Source organism: Sphingobium sp. PAMC28499 (genome assembly GCF_004795815.1).
Classification (GTDB): domain Bacteria; phylum Pseudomonadota; class Alphaproteobacteria; order Sphingomonadales; family Sphingomonadaceae; genus Sphingobium; species Sphingobium yanoikuyae.
Genome location: NZ_CP039248.1, coordinates 1644370 through 1662876, shown reverse-complemented (window position 1 = coordinate 1662876; position 18507 = coordinate 1644370). Strand labels below are relative to the sequence as shown.

The 18507-nt window shown below is 67.4% G+C and carries 20 protein-coding genes and 1 riboswitch; of the genes, 10 read left to right on the top strand and 10 right to left on the bottom strand.

What is annotated here, in order from left to right; genetic code table 11:
* Nucleotides 1–43: 43 nt before the first annotated feature.
* Complete coding sequence (locus E5554_RS08060) at nt 44–757, bottom strand: DUF4230 domain-containing protein (RefSeq protein WP_136186481.1); 714 nt, start codon at nt 755–757, stop codon at nt 44–46.
* Nucleotides 742–1620, bottom strand: coding sequence for an MBL fold metallo-hydrolase (locus E5554_RS08055; RefSeq protein ID WP_125986138.1), 879 nt, complete (start codon nt 1618–1620; stop codon nt 742–744). Before E5554_RS08055 ends, E5554_RS08060 begins: the two co-directional genes overlap by 16 nt.
* 248 nt (nt 1621–1868) lie before the next feature.
* On the opposite strand from E5554_RS08055, the gene E5554_RS08050 reads away from it, so the two are divergent.
* Together E5554_RS08050 and E5554_RS08045 are read left to right on the top strand one after the other, a co-directional pair.
* Complete coding sequence (locus E5554_RS08050; protein WP_136186480.1) at nt 1869–2759, top strand: tyrosine recombinase XerC; 891 nt, start codon at nt 1869–1871, stop codon at nt 2757–2759.
* 74 nt (nt 2760–2833) lie between these two features.
* Nucleotides 2834–3127, top strand: coding sequence for a hypothetical protein (locus E5554_RS08045; RefSeq protein WP_037516196.1), 294 nt, complete (start codon nt 2834–2836; stop codon nt 3125–3127).
* Between the two features lie 6 nt (nt 3128–3133).
* Here the strand turns inward: E5554_RS08045 and E5554_RS08040 are convergent, their stop codons facing one another.
* The 4 genes from E5554_RS08040 to rsmI form a co-directional block, all read right to left on the bottom strand.
* Entirely contained in the window at nt 3134–3733 is a 600-nt protein-coding gene (locus E5554_RS08040) for a DedA family protein (RefSeq protein ID WP_004210450.1), read from the bottom strand.
* A 185-nt stretch (nt 3734–3918) separates the two neighbouring features.
* Nucleotides 3919–4893 carry a glutathione synthase gene (gshB, locus tag E5554_RS08035; RefSeq protein WP_004210448.1) on the bottom strand — a complete coding sequence of 325 codons (975 nt, stop codon included), beginning with the start codon at nt 4891–4893 and terminating at the stop codon, nt 3919–3921.
* Nucleotides 4894–5023: 130 nt separating this feature from the next.
* On the bottom strand, nt 5024–5377 hold the full coding sequence (locus E5554_RS08030; RefSeq protein ID WP_004210447.1) for a YraN family protein: 354 nt from the start codon (nt 5375–5377) through the stop codon (nt 5024–5026).
* On the bottom strand, nt 5374–6231 hold the full coding sequence (gene rsmI, locus E5554_RS08025) for a 16S rRNA (cytidine(1402)-2'-O)-methyltransferase (RefSeq protein WP_136186479.1): 858 nt from the start codon (nt 6229–6231) through the stop codon (nt 5374–5376). Before rsmI ends, E5554_RS08030 begins: the two co-directional genes overlap by 4 nt.
* Before the next feature lie 56 nt (nt 6232–6287).
* Here rsmI and E5554_RS08020 point away from each other — a divergent pair, with 56 nt between their 5' ends.
* Nucleotides 6288–7448, top strand: a complete 1161-nt coding sequence (locus E5554_RS08020; protein WP_201038966.1) for a penicillin-binding protein activator — start codon at nt 6288–6290, stop codon at nt 7446–7448.
* Nucleotides 7449–7485: 37 nt separating this feature from the next.
* Here E5554_RS08020 and E5554_RS08015 read toward each other — a convergent pair whose 3' ends face one another.
* The 3 genes from E5554_RS08015 to E5554_RS08005 are packed head-to-tail and all read right to left on the bottom strand — an operon-like array spanning nt 7486 to nt 11088.
* A complete protein-coding gene (locus E5554_RS08015) occupies nt 7486–8259 on the bottom strand; it encodes an ABC transporter ATP-binding protein (RefSeq protein WP_136186478.1) in 774 nt (257 codons plus the stop codon).
* Nucleotides 8253–9257: an iron ABC transporter permease gene (locus tag E5554_RS08010; RefSeq protein ID WP_247594407.1), complete on the bottom strand. Its 1005-nt coding sequence runs from the start codon at nt 9255–9257 to the stop codon at nt 8253–8255. Before E5554_RS08010 ends, E5554_RS08015 begins: the two co-directional genes overlap by 7 nt.
* Complete coding sequence (locus tag E5554_RS08005; protein WP_136186476.1) at nt 9244–11088, bottom strand: TonB-dependent receptor; 1845 nt, start codon at nt 11086–11088, stop codon at nt 9244–9246. The genes E5554_RS08010 and E5554_RS08005 overlap by 14 nt, the downstream gene beginning before the upstream one ends.
* 170 nt (nt 11089–11258) lie before the next feature.
* Nucleotides 11259–11501, bottom strand: a riboswitch (cobalamin riboswitch).
* A gap of 139 nt (nt 11502–11640) precedes the next feature.
* Between E5554_RS08005 and E5554_RS08000 the strand changes: the two genes are divergently transcribed.
* Genes E5554_RS08000 through ispZ form a run of 5 tightly spaced genes read left to right on the top strand, consistent with a single transcriptional unit; the run spans nt 11641 to nt 16326 of the window.
* Entirely contained in the window at nt 11641–12648 is a 1008-nt protein-coding gene (locus E5554_RS08000) for a threonine/serine dehydratase (protein WP_136186475.1), read from the top strand.
* 40 nt (nt 12649–12688) lie between these two features.
* Nucleotides 12689–13501 carry a diaminopimelate epimerase gene (gene dapF / locus E5554_RS07995; RefSeq protein WP_125986155.1) on the top strand — a complete coding sequence of 271 codons (813 nt, stop codon included), beginning with the start codon at nt 12689–12691 and terminating at the stop codon, nt 13499–13501.
* A gap of 2 nt (nt 13502–13503) precedes the next feature.
* On the top strand, nt 13504–14745 hold the full coding sequence (gene mtaB, locus E5554_RS07990) for a tRNA (N(6)-L-threonylcarbamoyladenosine(37)-C(2))-methylthiotransferase MtaB (protein ID WP_136186474.1): 1242 nt from the start codon (nt 13504–13506) through the stop codon (nt 14743–14745).
* Nucleotides 14745–15683, top strand: a complete 939-nt coding sequence (gene ftsY, locus E5554_RS07985) for a signal recognition particle-docking protein FtsY (RefSeq protein WP_136186473.1) — start codon at nt 14745–14747, stop codon at nt 15681–15683. Before mtaB ends, ftsY begins: the two co-directional genes overlap by 1 nt.
* Nucleotides 15673–16326, top strand: a complete 654-nt coding sequence (gene ispZ / locus E5554_RS07980; protein WP_004210432.1) for a septation protein IspZ — start codon at nt 15673–15675, stop codon at nt 16324–16326. The genes ftsY and ispZ overlap by 11 nt, the downstream gene beginning before the upstream one ends.
* A gap of 121 nt (nt 16327–16447) precedes the next feature.
* On the opposite strand, the gene rnk is transcribed toward ispZ, so the two are convergent.
* Nucleotides 16448–16852 carry a nucleoside diphosphate kinase regulator gene (gene rnk, locus E5554_RS07970; RefSeq protein WP_136186472.1) on the bottom strand — a complete coding sequence of 135 codons (405 nt, stop codon included), beginning with the start codon at nt 16850–16852 and terminating at the stop codon, nt 16448–16450.
* A 420-nt stretch (nt 16853–17272) separates the two neighbouring features.
* On the opposite strand from rnk, the gene E5554_RS07965 reads away from it, so the two are divergent.
* A complete protein-coding gene (locus E5554_RS07965; RefSeq protein ID WP_004210428.1) occupies nt 17273–17887 on the top strand; it encodes a Fe-Mn family superoxide dismutase in 615 nt (204 codons plus the stop codon).
* A 178-nt stretch (nt 17888–18065) separates the two neighbouring features.
* Nucleotides 18066–18503, top strand: a complete 438-nt coding sequence (locus E5554_RS07960; protein ID WP_136186471.1) for a hemerythrin domain-containing protein — start codon at nt 18066–18068, stop codon at nt 18501–18503.
* Nucleotides 18504–18507: the final 4 nt, after the last annotated feature.

Genomic DNA, 18507 nt, shown 5'->3' with positions numbered 1-18507 from the left:
CCCTGTGACTCCTCGGTCCCTTTGCGGGGTCTTGGCACGCGCCCTAGCGCTGTGGGCGCTTGTTTGCCAGTACCTCGTTAACCGGCGTGGTCACGTCCCAGCGATCGCGATTGGGTCGTTCCGCCGGAAAAGTGACGATCACCCGCGCATCGCCCTGCCCGGCCGCCGCCAACGGCGCGCCCATCAGCTTTACCAGCGCGGCCCGGCCATATTCGCGCGCCTGCGCCATCCGCTCGGGCGACCCGGCCGATTTGGCGGCCCGTGCCTGCGCGTAAGCGGACGTGCGCCGGCTCAGTTCCTCGCCCGCCTCGCGCGTCACGAACAGGCCGCCGGTGCGCACCAGAGTGCGCTGGCTCTCGTCCACATTGGGCTTGCCGACGGTGACATCGGGCGCGTTGACGATCAGGGTGCGGCGCTCCGCATCCCATTCCAGGTCATCCGCGCCGATCGCGCCGACATTGACGAAATAATCGACCGAAAAGGGCATCTTCACCACCTGATCGGACTTCAGCCAGCCAAAGCCGCGCACATCGCGCGCGCTGCTCTGGATCGTGCCGCTCAGTTCGGAGACCTTCAGGCTGCTGGTGCCGGAGATCTTTTCGGCAATGACCTTGGTCACCGCCGTCCCGTCATCCTCGACGCTCACCACATAGTCGCGATTATAGCGCTGCCAGCCGACCAGCATCGCGCCGCCGACGAGCAGGATCAGCAGCGCGATCGCGACCGGCCCGGCATAGCGCTTCAGCGCATCTGCCATCGCCCATCCTCCAGCGGCGCGGCCATGCCCCGGCCATTGAGATCGATCAGGTGCGCCAGCACCGATCGCCCGGCCGCACCATAGAGGCGCGGGTCCACGCCCTTGTACATTTCCGCCACCATGTCGGGGATGGCGCTGTCGCCATTGCGCTCCAGGAAGCGCATGATCTGGCCCTCGCGCTGCTTGCGATGGCCCATCATGCCGCGCACCAGCCGCTGCGGATTTTCCACCGGCTCGCCATGGGCCGGATAATAGACGATATCGTCCCGCTCCAGCAGCCGCTGCATCGATCGCATATAGGCGGTCATGTCGCCATCGGGCGGGGAAATGACGCTGGTGGACCAGCCCATCACATGGTCGCCGGTGAACAGCGCCTTGTCTTCAGCCAAGGCAAAGCAGAGATGGTTGGACGTATGGCCCGGCGTCGCCACCGCCTCCAGCGTCCAGCCGGTGCCGGCCACCCCCTCGCCATCACCCAGCACCCGGTCGGGCCGATAGTCCGCGTCAAAGGCCGCGTCCGCGCGCGGCCCGTCGTCGCTCAGCGTCAGCGGCGCACAGCCGATGATCGGTGCGCCGGTCAGCGCGCTCAGCGGCCGCGCCGCCGGACTATGGTCGCGATGGGTATGGGTGCAGAGGATCGCCACCACGCGCCGCCCGCCGATCGCGGCGATCAGCGCGTCGAGATGCTCGGCCTCGTCCGGCCCCGGATCGATCACCGCGACATCCGCGCCGCCGACCAGATAGGTCTGGGTGCCGGTATAGGTGAAGGGCGACGGATTGGGCGCCAGCACGCGCGCCACCAGCGGCGACAGCGTCATCAGGATGCCGGTCGGCAAATCGGCCGGATCGAACGGGGTAGCCATGGCTCCCATGTGCCCATTTCCCGGCGGATTTCAAGGGCCGCAGATGATCGTCACCCCGGCCTTCGCCGGGGTGACGATCAGGTAGGAGAGCGCCACCTGTCCTACGTCGCCCCCCTCTGCTAGGCTGCCGCCATGCGCAACGCAGCCCCTCCCCGCATTCCCTGCTCCACGAAACAAGATTTCCAACTCTTGTTTCATACTGTCAAAATGTGCGGGAAATATGCGAAGTTAAGCGCGGCATTTCCAACATGACCCCCTCCCTCCCCGAACGCTGGCGCCAGCATCTCAGCCTCGACCGGCGGCGCTCCACCCATACGGTGCGGGCCTATGTCGCCACGGCCGAGCGGCTGGTGGCCTTCCTCGCCGAGCATCAGGGCCAGGCCGTGACCGCCGCCAGCCTTGCCCGGCTGGAGCAGGCGGACCTGCGCGCCTATCTCGCCAGCCGCCGGGTCGACGGCATCGGCAATATCTCCGCCGCGCGCGAATTGTCGGCGGTGCGCGGTTTCCTGAAATTTATCGGCGGCGCGGAGGCCCGCGTGCCCCAGCTCAAGGGGCCACGGGTCAAGCGCGGCCTGCCCCGCCCCATCTCCCCTGACGAGGCGCTGGCACTCGCCGGCGACATTGCCGAGGGCGCGCGCGAGGAGTGGATCGGTGCGCGCGACTGGGCGGTGCTGCTGCTGCTTTATGGCGCGGGCCTGCGCATTGGCGAGGCGATGGGGCTGATGGGCGACATCATGCCGCTGGGCGACACGCTGCGCGTCACCGGCAAGCGCGGCAAGACCCGGCTGGTGCCGCTGCTGCCGCAAGTCCGTGCCGCGATCGAGGCTTATGCCGACCAATGCCCCTGGTCCCCGGAGCGCGACCAGCCACTGTTCCGGGGTGCGCGCGGCGGTCCGCTTTCGGCCGCGCTCATTCGCCGGTCGGTGCAGGGCGCGCGCGGGCGCCTCGGCCTGTCGGACCGGACCACGCCCCATGCGCTGCGCCACAGTTTCGCGACCCATCTGCTCGGTCGCGGCGCGGACCTGCGCTCCCTCCAGGAACTGCTCGGCCATGCCAGCCTGACCTCGACCCAGGTCTATACGCAGGTCGATGCCGCCCATCTGCTCGACGTCTATCGCGCCGCCCATCCCCGCGCCTGAAACGGCCATGGATTCGCCGTAATCCTGCGTCAGCCTCGCTGGCAGATCCCCGTCGCGACCGGAGGAACCCCAGGATGCTGCGTCTGTTGATGGCCCTGCAAAGCGTTGGCGGCACCGACATCCCGCCCGATTTCGACCTTCAGAAGGTGCAGCCCGCGCCCAATCCCAACGCCATCGTCGTCACCGGCCGCCGCCGCGACGAACGGGTCGACCGCGAAGTCGTCGCCACCAGCGACGAGCCGCCGCTCGGCCGGGCCGAGACCACCCTGTTCGGCAAGGTGAAGGGCAATGTCCATGTCGAGAGCCAGGGCATGGGCAACGGCACAACGTCGCAGCGGGTGATGGTGGGCATCAAGCTGCCCTTCTGAACCACCTTACCCCTTGGGCCGCCAGGTCGCCAGCCGCCACAGATAGAGCAGCACCGCGCCGACCACGCAGGCGGTCGCCACCGGTCCCACATATTTGTCGATGTCGCGGAAATTCTGGCCGAGCAGGAAGCCGGCATAGGCCAGCACCAGATTCCACACCAAAGCGCCGCCGGCAGTCCAGATCAGGAAACGCACATGCCCCATGCGGAACAGGCCGGCGGGCAGCGAGATCATCGTGCGGAAGGCCGGCATGAAGCGGAACACGAAGACGACGATCTGGCCATATTTGCCGAACAGCCGGTCCAGCGCCTCGACATCGCGCCATTCCAGCGTCGCCCAGCGGCCGAAGCGGTCGACCAGCGGCTTCAACCGGCCAAAGCCCAATATATGGCCGACCAGATACCAGAAATAATTGCCGATCGTGGTGCCCAGCGTGCCCGCCAGCAGCAGCCATTCCATCGCCATCCGCCCCTGGCCGACGCGGATGCCGCCAATCCCCATGATCAGTTCGGACGGGATCGGCGGAAACACATTTTCAAGGATCATCAGCAGGAAGATCCCCCAATAGCCCCCCGCATCGATCAGCCGCAGCACCCAGTCGGTCATGACCAAAATCCGTTGGCGCCCGAACGCCCCCCCTCCGTTCGCCCTGAGCCTGTCGAAGACTGTCCTGAGCTTCGCCGAAGGGGGCTCGGCCGACCGAAGGGAGGCACTTCGCTCCGCTCAGTTGAGGGCTTCGACAAGCTCAGCCCGAACGGATTTCGTTGTACCAAGCCCAAACTGCCCAAGGCTTAAGCCGCCGCCCGTGCCGCCAGGCGGGCGTCGATCGCGTCCCAGATCATGCCGCCGGTGTCGGTGCCGTCGAATGCGTCGATCGACACGATGCCGGTCGGCGACGTCACGTTGATCTCGGTCAGCCATTCGCCGCCGATCACGTCGATGCCGACGAACAACAGGCCGCGGCGCTTCAATTCCGGCCCCATCGCCTCGCAGATTTCCCGCTCGCGATCGGTCAGCACGGTCTTGGCCGCCGATCCGCCGACCGCCAGGTTGGACCGGATCTCGCCCGCGCCTGGAATGCGGTTGACCGCGCCCGCCACCTCGCCATCGACCAGCACGATGCGCTTGTCGCCCTGCGCGACGCCGGGGATGAAGGCCTGGACCATGAAGGGTTCGACCCACGAAGCCTTGAACAGTTCCACCAGCGACGACAGGTTCGCGCCATTGCTGCCGACATGGAACACCGCGACGCCCCCATTGCCATAGAGCGGCTTCACCACGATCTCGCCATGCTCCGCCAGGAAGCTCTTCACCTCGGCCAGGTCGCGGGTGATCATCGTCGGCGGCATGAAGCGGGCATAGTCGAGCACGAACAGCTTTTCGGGCGCATTGCGGACACTGGCAGGGTCGTTCACCACCAGAGTCTCTTCCTGCACCCGCTCCAGCAAATGGGTGGCGGTGATGTAGCTCAGGTCAAAGGGCGGATCCTGCCGCATCCACACGACATCGACGTCGCGGCCCAGGTCCAGCATCTCCGGCTCGCCCAGCGCATAATGATCGCCCTCGACCTTCTGCACCTTCACCGGCCGCGCCTTGGCCAGTACCCGGCCGTCGCGATAGGTCAGGTCAGGCGCCAGATAATGATAGAGCTTATGCCCCCGCGCCTGCGCCGCCAGCATGATGTGGAAGGTCGAATCGCCAGCGATCCTGATCCCTTCCATCGGGTCCATCTGCATGGCGACGGTCAGGGGGTTGAGTTCGGTCATCTTCATTCCTTTTACCGTTCGCCCTGAGCGAAGTCGAAGGGCTCCGCCGAGCGTTAGCGAGGTGACTTGCCTTCGCTGGCGCTCAGGCGTGGGCTTCGACTTCGCTCAGCCCGAACGGAATGGAGAGCCTTCACCCCCCATGCCAGACATTGGCCAGATGGCGTGGCGGGCGGCCGGGCGCAAGGAGGATGACGTCAATTCGCATGTCGTCTCCGGGTCTTGCCAGCTGATGCCATAATATTTCCGCGCTCGCCGCCACCCGTGCCAGTCGGCGTTGGTCGATCGCGACGTCCAGTTCGGCGTCGGTCGCGCGGCTCTTCACCTCGACAAAGGCCAGCATCGCCCCCTTGCGCGCGACCAGGTCCACCTCGCCCGCGGGCGTGCGCAGGCGCTGGCCGACAATCTGCCAGCCCTTGAGGCGCAGCCACCAGGCGGCGATGCGTTCGGCCTGCCGGCCGCGCTTCTCCGCCTGCTGGCGGTTCACGCCTCGCGTTCTCCCTTCAGCTCGTTCGCCCGATCATAGAGCGTCCGCCGGTCGAGCCCCAGCTTCTTGGCCACCTCGCCCGCCGCCTTCGACACCGGCAGCCGGGTCAGCGCCTCGCGCAGCGCCGCATCGGCATCCTCGGCGCTGGCCGGCGGCGCCTCGCCGGGCGGGCCGACGATGACGACGATCTCGCCCTTGGGCGGCGCATCGGCATAGCGGGCAGACAATTCGCTCAGCGTGCCGGTCGCCGTCTCCTCGAAGGCCTTGCTGATCTCGCGGCTGACCGCTGCCTCGCGATCGCCCAGCGCCGCCGCCATCGCCGCCAGACTGTCCGACAGGCGCGGCCCGCTTTCGTAGAAGACGAGGGTCGCGCGCAGCGCCACCACTTCGGCCAGCACGTCGCCGCGCGCCTTCGCCTTGTTCGGCAGGAAGCCCATGAACAGGAACCGGTCGGTCGGCAGGCCCGACAGGGTGAGCGCCGCGATCGCCGCGCTCGGCCCCGGCAGGGTCGTGATCTTGCGCCCCGCCGCCCGCGCATCGCGCACCAGCTTGTAGCCCGGATCGGAAATCAGCGGCGTCCCCGCGTCCGACAGCAGCGCCACCGATTCGCTCGCCATCCGCTCGATCAGCCGTTGCCGCACATTTTCCGCGCTGTGGTCATGATAGGGAATCATCGGCCGATCCGATCCCGCATGGCGCAGCAGCCTTGCGCTGACCCGTGTATCTTCCACGGCGACCACGTCGGCCAACCGCAGGACTTCGGCCGCGCGCGGCGTAAGGTCTCCAAGGTTGCCGATCGGCCCCGCCACGATGTAAAGCCCGGGCTCAAGCCCGGATGCCAATATAGTTTCCATAAGGATCCCAGATGACAGAGACGGATGCCCCCCGGCAAGCGAACATGTTCGCGGCGATGAAGCGCAGCGCGCGATTGCTGTTCGTTGCCAGCACCATCATGCTTGCCGCCTGTCAGTCGATCGTGCCCAAGGGCCCCGGCCCCGCCCAGCCCACCGGTCCCGCCAAGCCGACCGGCCCGGAAGTGACCCAGGGCCTGCCGACCGACACTGCGCGCCATCGCGTCGCGCTGCTGGTGCCGACCAGCGGCCCCAATGCCGGGGTCGGCCAGTCGATCGCCAATGCCACCACCCTGGCGCTGATGGACATCAAGACCGACAAGGTCCGCATCACCACCTATGACACCGCCACCGGCGCGGCGGCCGCCGCCAACCGGGCGCTGGCCGACGGCAACCGCCTGATCCTGGGTCCGTTGCTGGCCGATGACGCCCGCATCGTCGGGCCGATTGCGGCCAAGGCCAATGTCCCGGTCATCAGCTTCTCCAACGACACCAGCGTCGCGGGCAGCAACATCTTCCTGATGGGCTATACCCCCAACCAGTCGATCGAGCGGGTGATCGGCTTCGCCCGTGAAAAGGGCCTGTCCAATTTCGGCGCGCTGGTGCCGCGCGGCACCTATGGCGAGCGTGCCGGCAATGCGCTGCTGCGCGCGGTCGAACAGGCCGGCGGCACGGTCGTGTCGATGCAGACCTTCGATCGCACCCCCGCCTCGATCACCGCTGCGGTCAAGAAGCTGCAAGCCTCGTCCAGCTATGACGCACTGCTGATCGCCGACAGCGGCCGTGTCGCGCTGCAGGTCGCACCGATCGTGCGCAAGAATGGCGGCGCCAATGCCCGCCTGCTCGGTACCGAAATCTGGAATACCGAAGAATCGCTGGCCGCCAGCCCCGTGCTACGCGGCGCCTGGTATGCCAGCGTGTCGGACGGCCTTTATCGCCAGCTCGCGACCAAATATCGCACCCGCTACGGCAGCGCGCCCTTCCGCCTGTCTTCGATGGGCTATGACGCGGTGCTGCTGACGGTGCGGATCGCCCAGGACTGGAAGCCGGGCGCGCCCTTCCCGACGGCACGGCTGCGCGATCCGGGCGGCTTTGCTGGCATCGACGGCGCCTTCCGCTTCAACCGCAACGGCATCGCCGAACGCGCGCTGGAAGTGAGCGAGGTCGGCGCCGGCACGATCAGCGTGGTCGATCCCGCCCCGCGCGGCTTCGGCAACTAAGCAAAGGGGGCCGGAAGGCCCCCTTTTTCGTTCCCGATCAGACCCGTGCCGTCGGCACGATCAGCGGCAGGCCGTCGTTGACGTCGATCCGCGCGGCGACGCCATAGACGGATGCCAGCCGCTCCGGCGTCAGCACGTCCATCGGCGCCCCGTCCGCCACCAGCGCGCCGCCATCCATCAGCAGCAGCCGGTCGCAATAGCGCGCCGCCATCGCCAGGTCGTGCAGCACGGTGACGACCAGCGCCCCGCCCTGCGCCTGCGCCCGCAGCAAGGCCATCACGTCGATCTGGTGGCCGGGGTCGAGCGCGGCGAGCGGCTCGTCGGCGATCAGCGCCGGCGCACCCACCGCCAGCGCCCGCGCCAGCAGCACCCGCGCCCGCTCGCCGCCAGACAGCTCAGTGGCGATCCGCCCCTTGAAGCCGGTGACATCGGCGCGGGCCATCGCATCCTCGATCGCCGCCTCATCGTCGGCGCTCAGGCGCGACAGCGGCCCCAGATGCGGCAAGCGCCCCAGCGCCACCAGCCGCTCGACCGCCAGGGGCCAGTGCAATGTCTGGCCCTGCGGCAGATAGGCGATGGACCGCGCCACCGCCTGGCGCGACAGCCGCTCGACCGGCGCTCCGTCCAGCAGCGCGCGACCGGCGGCCGGCTTCACCAGCCCCAGCAGCGCCCGCACCAGGGTCGACTTGCCCGCGCCATTGGGGCCGATCACGCCGATCAACTGGCCCGGCGCCATGGTCAGATGGACGCCACGCACCGCCAGATGGCGACCCAGCCGGACGTCCAGTTGCTCGGTCGACAGGGTCACCATAGCCGCCGCTCCCGCATCAGGTGAATGAGGAAGACCGGCACACCAAGGATCGCGGTCAGCACGCCCAGTTTCAGCTCGCTGCTGGTCGGGATGATGCGCACGCCGATATCGGCCAGGGTCAGCAGCACCGCGCCGCCCAGCATGGACGGCAACAGCAGCGCGGACGGCGAGCGATCGGTCAGCGGTCGCACCAGATGCGGCACGATCAGGCCGACGAAGCCGATCGATCCGGTCACCGCCACCGCGCCGCCGACGCCGATCGCGACGCCCGCCATCAGCCGCAGCCGCGCCCGCGACAGGTCGACGCCCAGCGCCCGCGCGCCATCCTCGCCCAGGGTCAGCGCGTCGAGCGCGCGTCCGTCATAAAGCAGCAGCGCCGCGCCAACCGCGATGCAGGGCAGCGCCAGCAGCAGATGGTCGATGCTGCGATTTTCCAAGCTCCCCATCAGCCAGCTCATGATCTCCATCGCGGCAAAGGGATTGGGCGACAGGTTGAGCGCCAGGCTGATCCCCGCCCCCGCCAGCGTCGCGACGGCGATCCCGGCCAGGATCAGCGTCAACGGGCTTTCCGACGGCCCGGCAAGCAGGAACAGCGCGCCGATCGCCGCCAGCGCGGTGACGATCGCCAGCAGCGGCAACGCCATCGGGTGCAGTTCGGACAGGCCGAAATAAAGCGCGATCACCGCCCCCAGCGCCGCCGCATTGGACACGCCCAGCACGGCGGGTTCGGCCAGCGGATTGCGCAGATAGCCCTGCAATGCCGCGCCGGACAGGCCCAGCATGCCGCCGACCAGCAGGCCGATCGCCATGCGCGGCAGGCGCAGGTCGATCACGATCGCCCGCGCCACCATGTCGCCGCCGCCGGCCAGCACCGCCAGGATGCGCGCCGGCGCGATCGTCACCGTTCCCAGCGCGACCGACGCGATAGCCGCGACCAGCAGCAGGGCAATCAGCCCCGGCAGCAACAGAGGATGCCGCCGCCCCTTAGAAGCGGACACGCACGCCGCCATAGGCCGACCGGCCATAGGTGCCATAGCCATAGGCGGTGGCGTAATCCGCATCGAACAGATTGTCGATCCGGCCATAGACTTCCAGATGGTCGCCCATGGGGAAGGACGCGCGCAGGCCAGCCAGCGCATAGCCGTCGAGCCGGCGGGTGTTGGCCGTGTCGTCATAGCTGTCGCCGACCATGGTCAGGGTCGCGCCGGTCGACAGGCCGAAGGACCAGAGATAGTCGGCCGACAGGCTGACCGCATTGGCGGCGCGGCGCGGCAGGCGATTGCCATCGGTGGCCCCGCCCGACCGGTCGCGCGCATCGACATAGCTGTAGGAGGCCGCCACCGTCAGCGCCTCGACCGGCTTCAGCGTCAGCGTCGCTTCCACGCCCTTGGCGCGGGTCCGGTCCAGATTGCCATAGGTGTAGGTCGCATAGTCATAATTGATCTGGTTGCGGGTGTCGCGCCGGAAGGCGGTCAGCGACAGCACGGCCTTGTCCCCGTCCAGGCTCTGGTCGAAGCCGATATCATAGCTTTTCGAGCGCTCCGGCCGCAGCGCGCTGTTGCCGCTATAAGTGTCGTAAAGCTGATAGAGGGACGGCGCCTTGAAGCCCTCGCCATAGGAGAGGCGGATATTCGTCGCGCCGGCGTTCGGCGTGTAATTGGCGTTGGCACCAAAGGTGGTCGCGCCGCCGAACTGGCTATGATCGTCATGGCGCAGCCCACCAGTGACGGCGAGGCCGGCAAGCGGCTTCACCACCGCCAGCGCATAGACGCTGTCGATGTTCGCCTTCGCGCTCGCTATGTCGCCAAAGCCGAAATACTCATAGTCCGGCCGCTCATGCTCATAGCCGAAGATCAGCTTGGCCTGATCCACCGGGGCATAGACGCCCTCATATTCGAACCGCAGATTGGTGCCCGAATAGCCATAGTCCGGGTCAGTGCCGCGCACGAAATAATAGTCGCGATCGTTGCGCAGCCAGGTGACGGCGGCCCGATTGGTCAGCTTGCCGTCGAGCAGCGCCAGATTGATTCCGGCATAGCCGACATATTGGTCCAGCTTGCTGACGTCGCTGCTGTCGGCCGGCGCGCCGAAGAAACTGTCATAGTCGAGATCGGCATGGATATAGTAACCGCGCAGGTCGAGGCTCAGGCTGTCGGAAAAGGCGATCTTCAGCTTGGCGTTGGTGGCGATATTCTCATAGCCATCCTTCTCCACGCCGCCGAAGGATCGGCCGACCGAGGAAATGCCGTCGGTGTTGAAATAGGCGACGCCAACGCCGCCCGACACCGCGCCGCGCGTGCCCGACACATCGGCCTTGGCATTCAGCGTATCGCTATAGCCATAATCGGCCGAGGCATTGACCTCGAAACCCTCGCTCGGCGCGCCGGTCATCACATTGACCACGCCGCCGATCGCCTGGCTGCCATAGACCACCGAGTTGGAGCCGCGCAGCACTTCGATCCGGCGGATATTGCCGGTCAACAGATGGCCGAAATCATAGCCGTCGCCGATGCCGCTCGGGTCGTTGACCTTGACCCCGTCGATCAGCACCAGCGTCTGGGTCGTCTCCGCGCCGCGCAGCGACACGCCGGTCACGCCGCCGGTGGAACCGTTGCGGCTGAAGCGGACGCCCGGCGTGGTGGCGAGCAGGTCGACGACATCGACCGCCTGGCGCGTCCTGATCGTGTCGGCATCGATCACCGTGATCGCCTGGCCGACCTCGTCGCGCGGCTGTGCGATGCCCGAAGCGGTGACGACGATATCGTCATCCTGGGCCAATGCCGGCGTAGCGGTCAGCAGCGCGATCAGCGAAATCCCCAACGTCTTCATTTTATCGTCCCCCGGCGTCCGTCGATTTGGAACCGGGGCGTCCGCACAAGCGGTCGCTGCGTGAGGATCGGGAAGACGCCAGCGCCCCGCCCCACGCACCGATGCGGCCCCGGCCGCCATGGGCGTCGCTCGACGGAAACACCGCGCCATGGCCATCCCCTGGGCCAGGGCAAGAGCGACCAGACGCCGGCAGGTCTCCTGGCTCGCGGGTCAGGGCAGCGATGCGCCAGCCTTCCCGGACCTGTCGGTCCAGTGGCCGGTTCCGGCCCTCCCCTTTTGAAGAGCCTGGGAACCCTGCGCATCGCGCTCACCGCTTACAGTTGCAGGGACAGCCGCGGATTTGGAAGGGCTGCGCCCCCCGCACCGCATTCCCGTTTTCAGCCCTTGCGGGCACCGGCGCGATCATGCGCGTCCGGGGCTTTTGACCGCCCCGGCGCGCGGCCCCCATAAGCCAAAGCACAAGCCCTGCCAAGCGGGCCAGGATCGCCCCGGCGGATCGTTGCGCGGCGCCGGCGGGCGGCTATGCAGGGGCCTCTGACCCAAGGAGCCGACATGACCGATTCGCCAGATCTATCCTTGATGGCCATCACTGCCGCCGACGTCGCCGATGCCGCGCGGCTGATCGCGCCGGCGGCGGTCCGCACCCCGCTGATCGAGAATGCCGCGCTCAACGATCATTGCGGCCGGCGGGTGCTGGTGAAGTTCGAGGGCGCCCAGCATAGCGGATCGTTCAAGTTCCGTGGCGCCTATAACCGCCTCGCCCGGCTGAACGCTGCGGAACGGGCGGCGGGCGTCGTCGCCTGGTCCTCGGGCAACCATGCCCAGGGCGTCGCCTTCGCCGCCCGCCTGCTCGGCATTCCCGCCACGATCGTGATGCCGGCCGATGCCCCGGCGATCAAGACCGCCAACACCCGCGCGCTCGGCGCAGAGGTCGTCCCCTACGACCGCTTCACCCAGAGCCGTGAGGAAATCGCCACCGCCCTTGCAACCGAACGCGGCGCCACCCTCGTCCCCTCCTTCGACGATCCCTTCATCATCGCCGGCCAGGGCACGATCGGCCTCGAAATATTGGAGCAGGCCCAGGCCGTCGGCGCTGACCTCGCACAGATACTCGTCTGCTGCGGTGGCGGCGGGCTGGTCGCGGGCACGGCCACGGCGGTCAAGGCCGCCCGCCCCGACATCAGCGTCTATGCGGTCGAGCCCGCCGGTTTCGATGATACCGCCCGCTCGCTCGCCAGCGGCATGCGCGAAACCGTCTCGCCCGACGCGCGCAGCATCTGCGACGCCCTGCTGGCGCCCAGCCCCGGCGCGCTGACCTTCCCGATCAACCATGCCCTGCTGGCCGGCGGCCTGGTCGTCAGCGACGATCAGGTGCGCGACGCGATGCGCTTCGCCTTCACCACGCTCAAGCTGGTGGTCGAACCGGGCGGCGCGGTCGCGCTCGCCGCCATGCTTGCCGGCCTCGCCCCGCCCAGCGACGGTGCCACCGCCCTCGTCATCTCCGGCGCCAATGTCGATCCGGCCGCCTATGCCGCGATCATCGGCGGCCAAGACGCCTGACCGCTGGTCTTTTGCCCCGTCCCGCACTAAATGCGGCGCCATGATGAGCCGCTTTTCCAAGATGCATGGTCTGGGCAATGATTTCGTCGTGATCGACGCGCGCCAGGCGCCGGTCGCGATGACGGAGGCGCGCGCCCGCGCCATTGCCGATCGCCATGCCGGCATCGGCTGCGACCAGCTGATCGTCATCGGCGATGCGGAGACCGGCGATCAGGCAGACGTGTCGATGCTCATCTTCAATTCCGACGGTTCGGAAGTGGAAGCCTGCGGCAACGCCACCCGCTGCGTGCCGCTGTTCGTTGGCAAGGATGTGCTGATCCGGACCAGGGCCGGGCTGCTCGACGCCAAGAGCGTGGACGGCGGCGCCAGCGTCGACATGGGCGCGCCTCGCTTCGACTGGGACGCGATCCCGCTTGGCTATCCGATGGACACGCTGACGATGTCGGCCAGCTGGGAAGACCTGCCCGCGCCGGCCGCCGTCAATGTCGGCAACCCGCATGTGATCTTCTTCGTCGAGGATCTGGACGCGGTGGATTTCGAGCGCCTCGGCCCGCTGATCGAGCATGACCCGCTCTTCCCCGCCCGCGTGAACGTCAATTTCGCGCAGGTCGTCGGCCCGCAGCATCTGCGCCTGATCGTCTGGGAACGGGGCGCCGGCCTGACCCGCGCCTGCGGCACCGGCGCCTGCGCCACCGCCGTCGCGGCGATCCGCCGCAAGCTGATGGCCGGCCCGGTGACGGTCAGCCTGCCGGGCGGCGACCTGGAGATCGACTGGGCACCGGGCGGCACGATCCGCATGACCGGCCCCGCCACCCATGTGTTCGACGGCGAGGCGGACTGGGACCGCTTCTGACCGTGGCCGGTCCCGACATCATCACCCTGGGCTGCCGGCTCAACATCGCGGAGAGCGAGGCTATTCGCGAAATGGCCGGCGCACAGGACGACCTGATCGTCGTCAACAGCTGCGCCGTGACGGCCGAGGCCGTGCGCCAGACCCGGCAGGCGATCCGCCGCGCCAGGCGAGACCGCCCCGACGCCCGCATCCTCGTCACCGGCTGCGCCGCCCAGACCGAGCCCCAGACCTTCGCCGCCATGGCGGAAGTGGACGGCGTGATCGGCAACCGGGAGAAGCTGGAGGCCGCCGCCTTCGCCCCGGTGGCGGATAAGGTCAACGTTTCCGACATCATGGCCGTGCGCGACACCGCGCCGCACATGGCCAGCGCCTTTGCCGAACATGCCCGCGCCTTTCTGGAGGTGCAGAATGGCTGCGATCATCGCTGCACCTTCTGCATCATCCCCTATGGCCGGGGGAACAGCCGCTCCGTCCCCGCCGGCGCGGTGATCGACAAGGCAAAGCAGCTGGTCGATGCGGGCTATGGCGAGATCGTGCTGACCGGCGTTGATGTCACCAGCTATGGCCCGGACCTGCCAGGTAGCCCTTCGCTCGGCCAACTCGTTGAACGGCTCCTCAAGCATGTCCCGGACCTGCCCCGGCTGCGCCTCTCCTCGATCGACAGTGTTGAGATTGACGAGCGGCTGTTCAACCTCATCGCCCATGAGCCGCGCATGATGCCGCATCTGCATCTCTCGCTACAGGCCGGCGACGACATGATCTTGAAGCGCATGAAGCGCCGCCATGCCCGCGCCGATGCCGTGCGCATCGTCGAGCGGGTGAAGGCCGCCCGCCCGGACATCAGCATCGGCGCCGACATCATCGCCGGCTTCCCGACCGAGGATGAGGCCATGTTCGCCAACAGCCTGGCGCTGGTCGCCGATTGCGACATCGTCCATGGCCATATCTTCCCCTATTCGCCGCGCACCGGCACGCCCGCCGCGCGCATGCCCCAGCTGGATCGCGCAACCATCAAGGCGCGCGCCGCGCTGCTGCGCGATGCCTGCGCGGCGCAGCGCGACGCCTGGCTCGCCCGGCTGGTCGGCACCCGCCAGTCGGTGCTGGTCGAACGCAATGGCCTGTCGGGCCATGCCGAAAATTTCGCGCCGGTGCGCTTCACCACGCCCCAGCCCCCCTCCACGATCGTCGCGGCCCGCATCAGCGGCCTTGAGAATGGCGCGCTGATCGCGCAAGAGGCGCAATAATGACTGACACCGGCACCAGCTGGCGCGACCGCCTCTTCGGCGGTCTCAAGCGCACCTCCGACAAGCTCGGCGAGAATCTGACCGGCCTTTTCACCAAGGCCGCGCTCGACGACCAGACCCTCGACGAGATCGAGGAAGCCCTGATCATGTCCGATCTCGGCCCGGCCATGGCCGGCCGGGTGCGTGATCGCCTGGCCGAAGGACGCTACAACAGGGAACTGACCGAGGAATATCTGCGCGAGATCATCGCGGAGGAGATTGAGAAGGTGCTGGCCCCGGTCGCCCGCCCGCTCGAGATCGAGGCCTTCCCGCGGCCACAGGTGATCCTGGTGATCGGCGTCAACGGATCGGGAAAGACCACCACCATCGCCAAGCTCGCCAATAATTTTCTGGAACAGGATTATGGCGTGATGCTGGCGGCGGGCGATACCTTCCGCGCCGCCGCCATCGGCCAGCTCAAGGTCTGGGCCGAACGCCTCGGCGTGCCCATCGTCGCCGGTAAGGAAGGCGGCGACGCGGCCGGCATCGTGTTCGACGCGGTAAAACAGGCGACGGCTACCGGCATCGACGTGCTGATCGTCGACACCGCCGGCCGGCTGCAGAACAAGACCGAACTGATGGACGAACTGGCCAAGGTGCGCCGCGTGCTCGGCCGATTGAACCCGGCTGCCCCGCACGACGTTGTCCTGGTCCTCGATGCCACCACGGGACAGAATGCGTTGAACCAGATCGAAGTCTTCAAGGAAACCGCACAGGTCACGGGCCTGGTCATGACCAAGCTCGACGGCACCGCGCGCGGCGGCGTGCTGGTCGCGGCGGCGGAGAAATATCGCCTGCCGATCCACGCCATTGGCGTCGGCGAAAAGATCGAGGATCTGCGCCCGTTCGATGCCGGCGACATGGCACGCGCGATCGCGGGGACGGCCTATGCCCGCTGACGCCAAGAAGCCCGCCCATGGCGGCAGCCTCAGCCTCGCGCTCGATTTCGGGCCGCTGCTGGTCTTTTTCCTGAGCTACAAGGGCGCGGGCTGGTTCTGGGGTGCGGGCAACCCGATCACCGCCATGAGCTTTGGCACCGCCGCCTTCATGGCCGCGATCGTCATCGCCGTGATCATCTCCAAGGTGAAGCTCGGCCGGGTCTCGCCGATGCTGTGGCTCTCGGCGCTGCTGATCCTCTTCTTCGGCGGCCTCACCATCTATTTCCACGACCAGCGCTTCATCCAGCTGAAGCCGACCATCATCTACGCCTTCTTCGCGCTGATGCTGTTCGCCGGGCTGCTGCGCGGCAAGCCGCTGCTCAAATATCTGCTCCAGGCCGCCTATGACGGGCTGACCGAGGAAGGCTGGCGCAAGCTGTCGCGCAACTGGGCCCTCTTCTTCGTCGCCATGGCGGTCGCCAACGAGCTGATGCGCCGGTCGATGAGCTTCGACACCTGGCTCGCCGTCAAGGTCTGGGGCGTCACCATCGTCTCGGTCGTGTTCGCCGGCGCCAACATCCCGATGCTGCTGCGCCACGGCCTGACCCTGGACGATGGCCTCGACAGCGACGAGGTGGGCGAAACCACCCCGCCGCAGGGCTGACCCCTAAAAAACTGCCGTCATCCCGGACTTGATCCGGGATCCATTCTGCGCTCGCTCTCGGGCGTAGTGCCGAATGGATCCTGACTTCCGTCAGGATGACGGATGTGGGACAGGACTGGCCCTAGGCCTGAACCACCTCGTCCACCAGGATGTCGCGCAGATGGCCGTCGCGGTCCGGCCACAATATCGCGTTGCCCGCCCGCATCCCGATCAGCGCGGCGCCGACCGGCGTCAGGATCGATATCCGGCCCAGCGCCACATCGGCATGGCTGGGATAGACCAGCTCCACCCGACGCGGCGTCCCGCGCGCGCCATCGCGATAGAGGATGGTCGATCCCATCGCCGCGACATCAGCCGGTAGCGCCGCCCGGCTGCACAATTGCGCCCGGCCAACCTCCTCCAGCAACAACTGGCTGACGTCCGGGAAGCGGTCGCGCGCTGCCCAGGCCAGATCGGAAATCATGTCGGCTTCGGATTCGACGATATGGATCGGCGGCACGGCCGCCCACTTCTGTTGCAGGGTCATGGGAAAACTTCCTGATAGGGGTGCGCGCCCGGTGCTCGGGCGCAAAGCGTCAAGAAGGGTGCCCCGAACCTGCCGGCAGCGCGCCTGTCAGGTCCGGGGCGGATGGCCCGCGAGAAGCTGTCCCCCATGATGGCGGAAGCGTGCAAAGATGACCTTGAACGGCATGGCCGGGATCATGTTCGGCCCCGTCCCGCCTGTCAAGCAAGCCGCCCCGGCCCTGCCCGGCCGTCATCGCCCGAAAGCCCCGCCAACCGCCTGTTTCTGCGATCGTTTCGCAATAGGCACATATTGGTTTTCTTGGGCGTTGGGTGCGCATATGGGAAGCGACGGAGGCGTCCACGCCCCGCATGGACCATATGATAAACCGGCATCGCAAGCATCGCTGCGAGCCGCCCCATAACGAACCCGAGGAGTTCCGCCATGGCCTTTGTTCTGCCCGATCTTCCCTATGCCAAGGACGCCTTTGGCGACATCCTGTCGGTCGAAACCTTCGACTTCCACCACGGCAAGCATCACAATGCCTATGTCGTGAAGGCCAATGAACTGGTCGCCGCCGACGAGAGCCTGCAGGGCAAGTCGCTGGTCGAACTGATCAAGTCGTCCAAGGGCGGCCTGTTCAACCAGGTCGGCCAGATCTGGAACCACACCTTCTACTGGAACTCGCTGTCGCCGGTGAAGACCGCCCCGACGGGCGAACTGCTCGCCAAAATTGAGGAAGCCTTCGGTTCGGTCGACGCGCTGATCGAGAAGCTCAAGGCAGAGGCCGTCGGCCACTTCGCCAGCGGCTGGGCCGCGCTGATCCTGAAGGACGGCAAGCTGGAAGTGACCAGCTATCATGACGCCGACACCCCGGTCGCGCATGAAGGCCATGCTCCGCTGCTGATCCTCGATGTGTGGGAACATGCTTACTATATCGATTATCGCAACCTGCGCCCGGCCTATGCCGAAAAGCTGCTGAAGGAAGCGATCAACTGGGATTTCGCTGCCCTCAATCTCGACGGCCAGGGCGCAAGCCGCGCCGACCAGCCGGCCTGATCGTGACAGGCTCCGATGGAGCCTGATCCACAGGATCGATGACAGAAAGACCGTCCGGTGCGCAGGCGCCGGGCGGTCTTTCTTTTTACAGGCTTTGCGCGCTTTGCCTGTCCCGGCTCCCAATGCCCCCTTAACGGCGGGCGGTGCATGATCGAACCTGGCCAGCAGGGGGATCGCGATGAACATGGACGAATTGGGCACGCAGCATGAGGAGATCGCCCTGATCGCCGCGCAACTGCGCCAGGCGATCGCCGATCCCGACCAGCCCCAGGCGGTGAGCGCATTGCGCTGGCAACTGGCGCGCAAGCTGATGGCCCATCTCGCGCTGGAGGATCGCATCCTCTACCCCGCGCTCCAGCGCCAGGGCGACGATCGCGTCCGCACCACGGCCGCCCGCATCCAGGCCGAAATCGGCGCGCTGGCCGAGAGCTTCGCCCGCTACATGGCCGGCTGGACCGATGAGCGGATCACCCGCGACTGGCGCGGCTTCTGCACCGACAGCGACCGGATATTGGATGCCCTTGCCCGGCGGATCGATCGCGAGGACCGCATCCTCTATCCGCTGGCCCGTTCTGCTGATGGAACTGCGACAACGTGGACAGCCCGCGCCGGCTGACCGG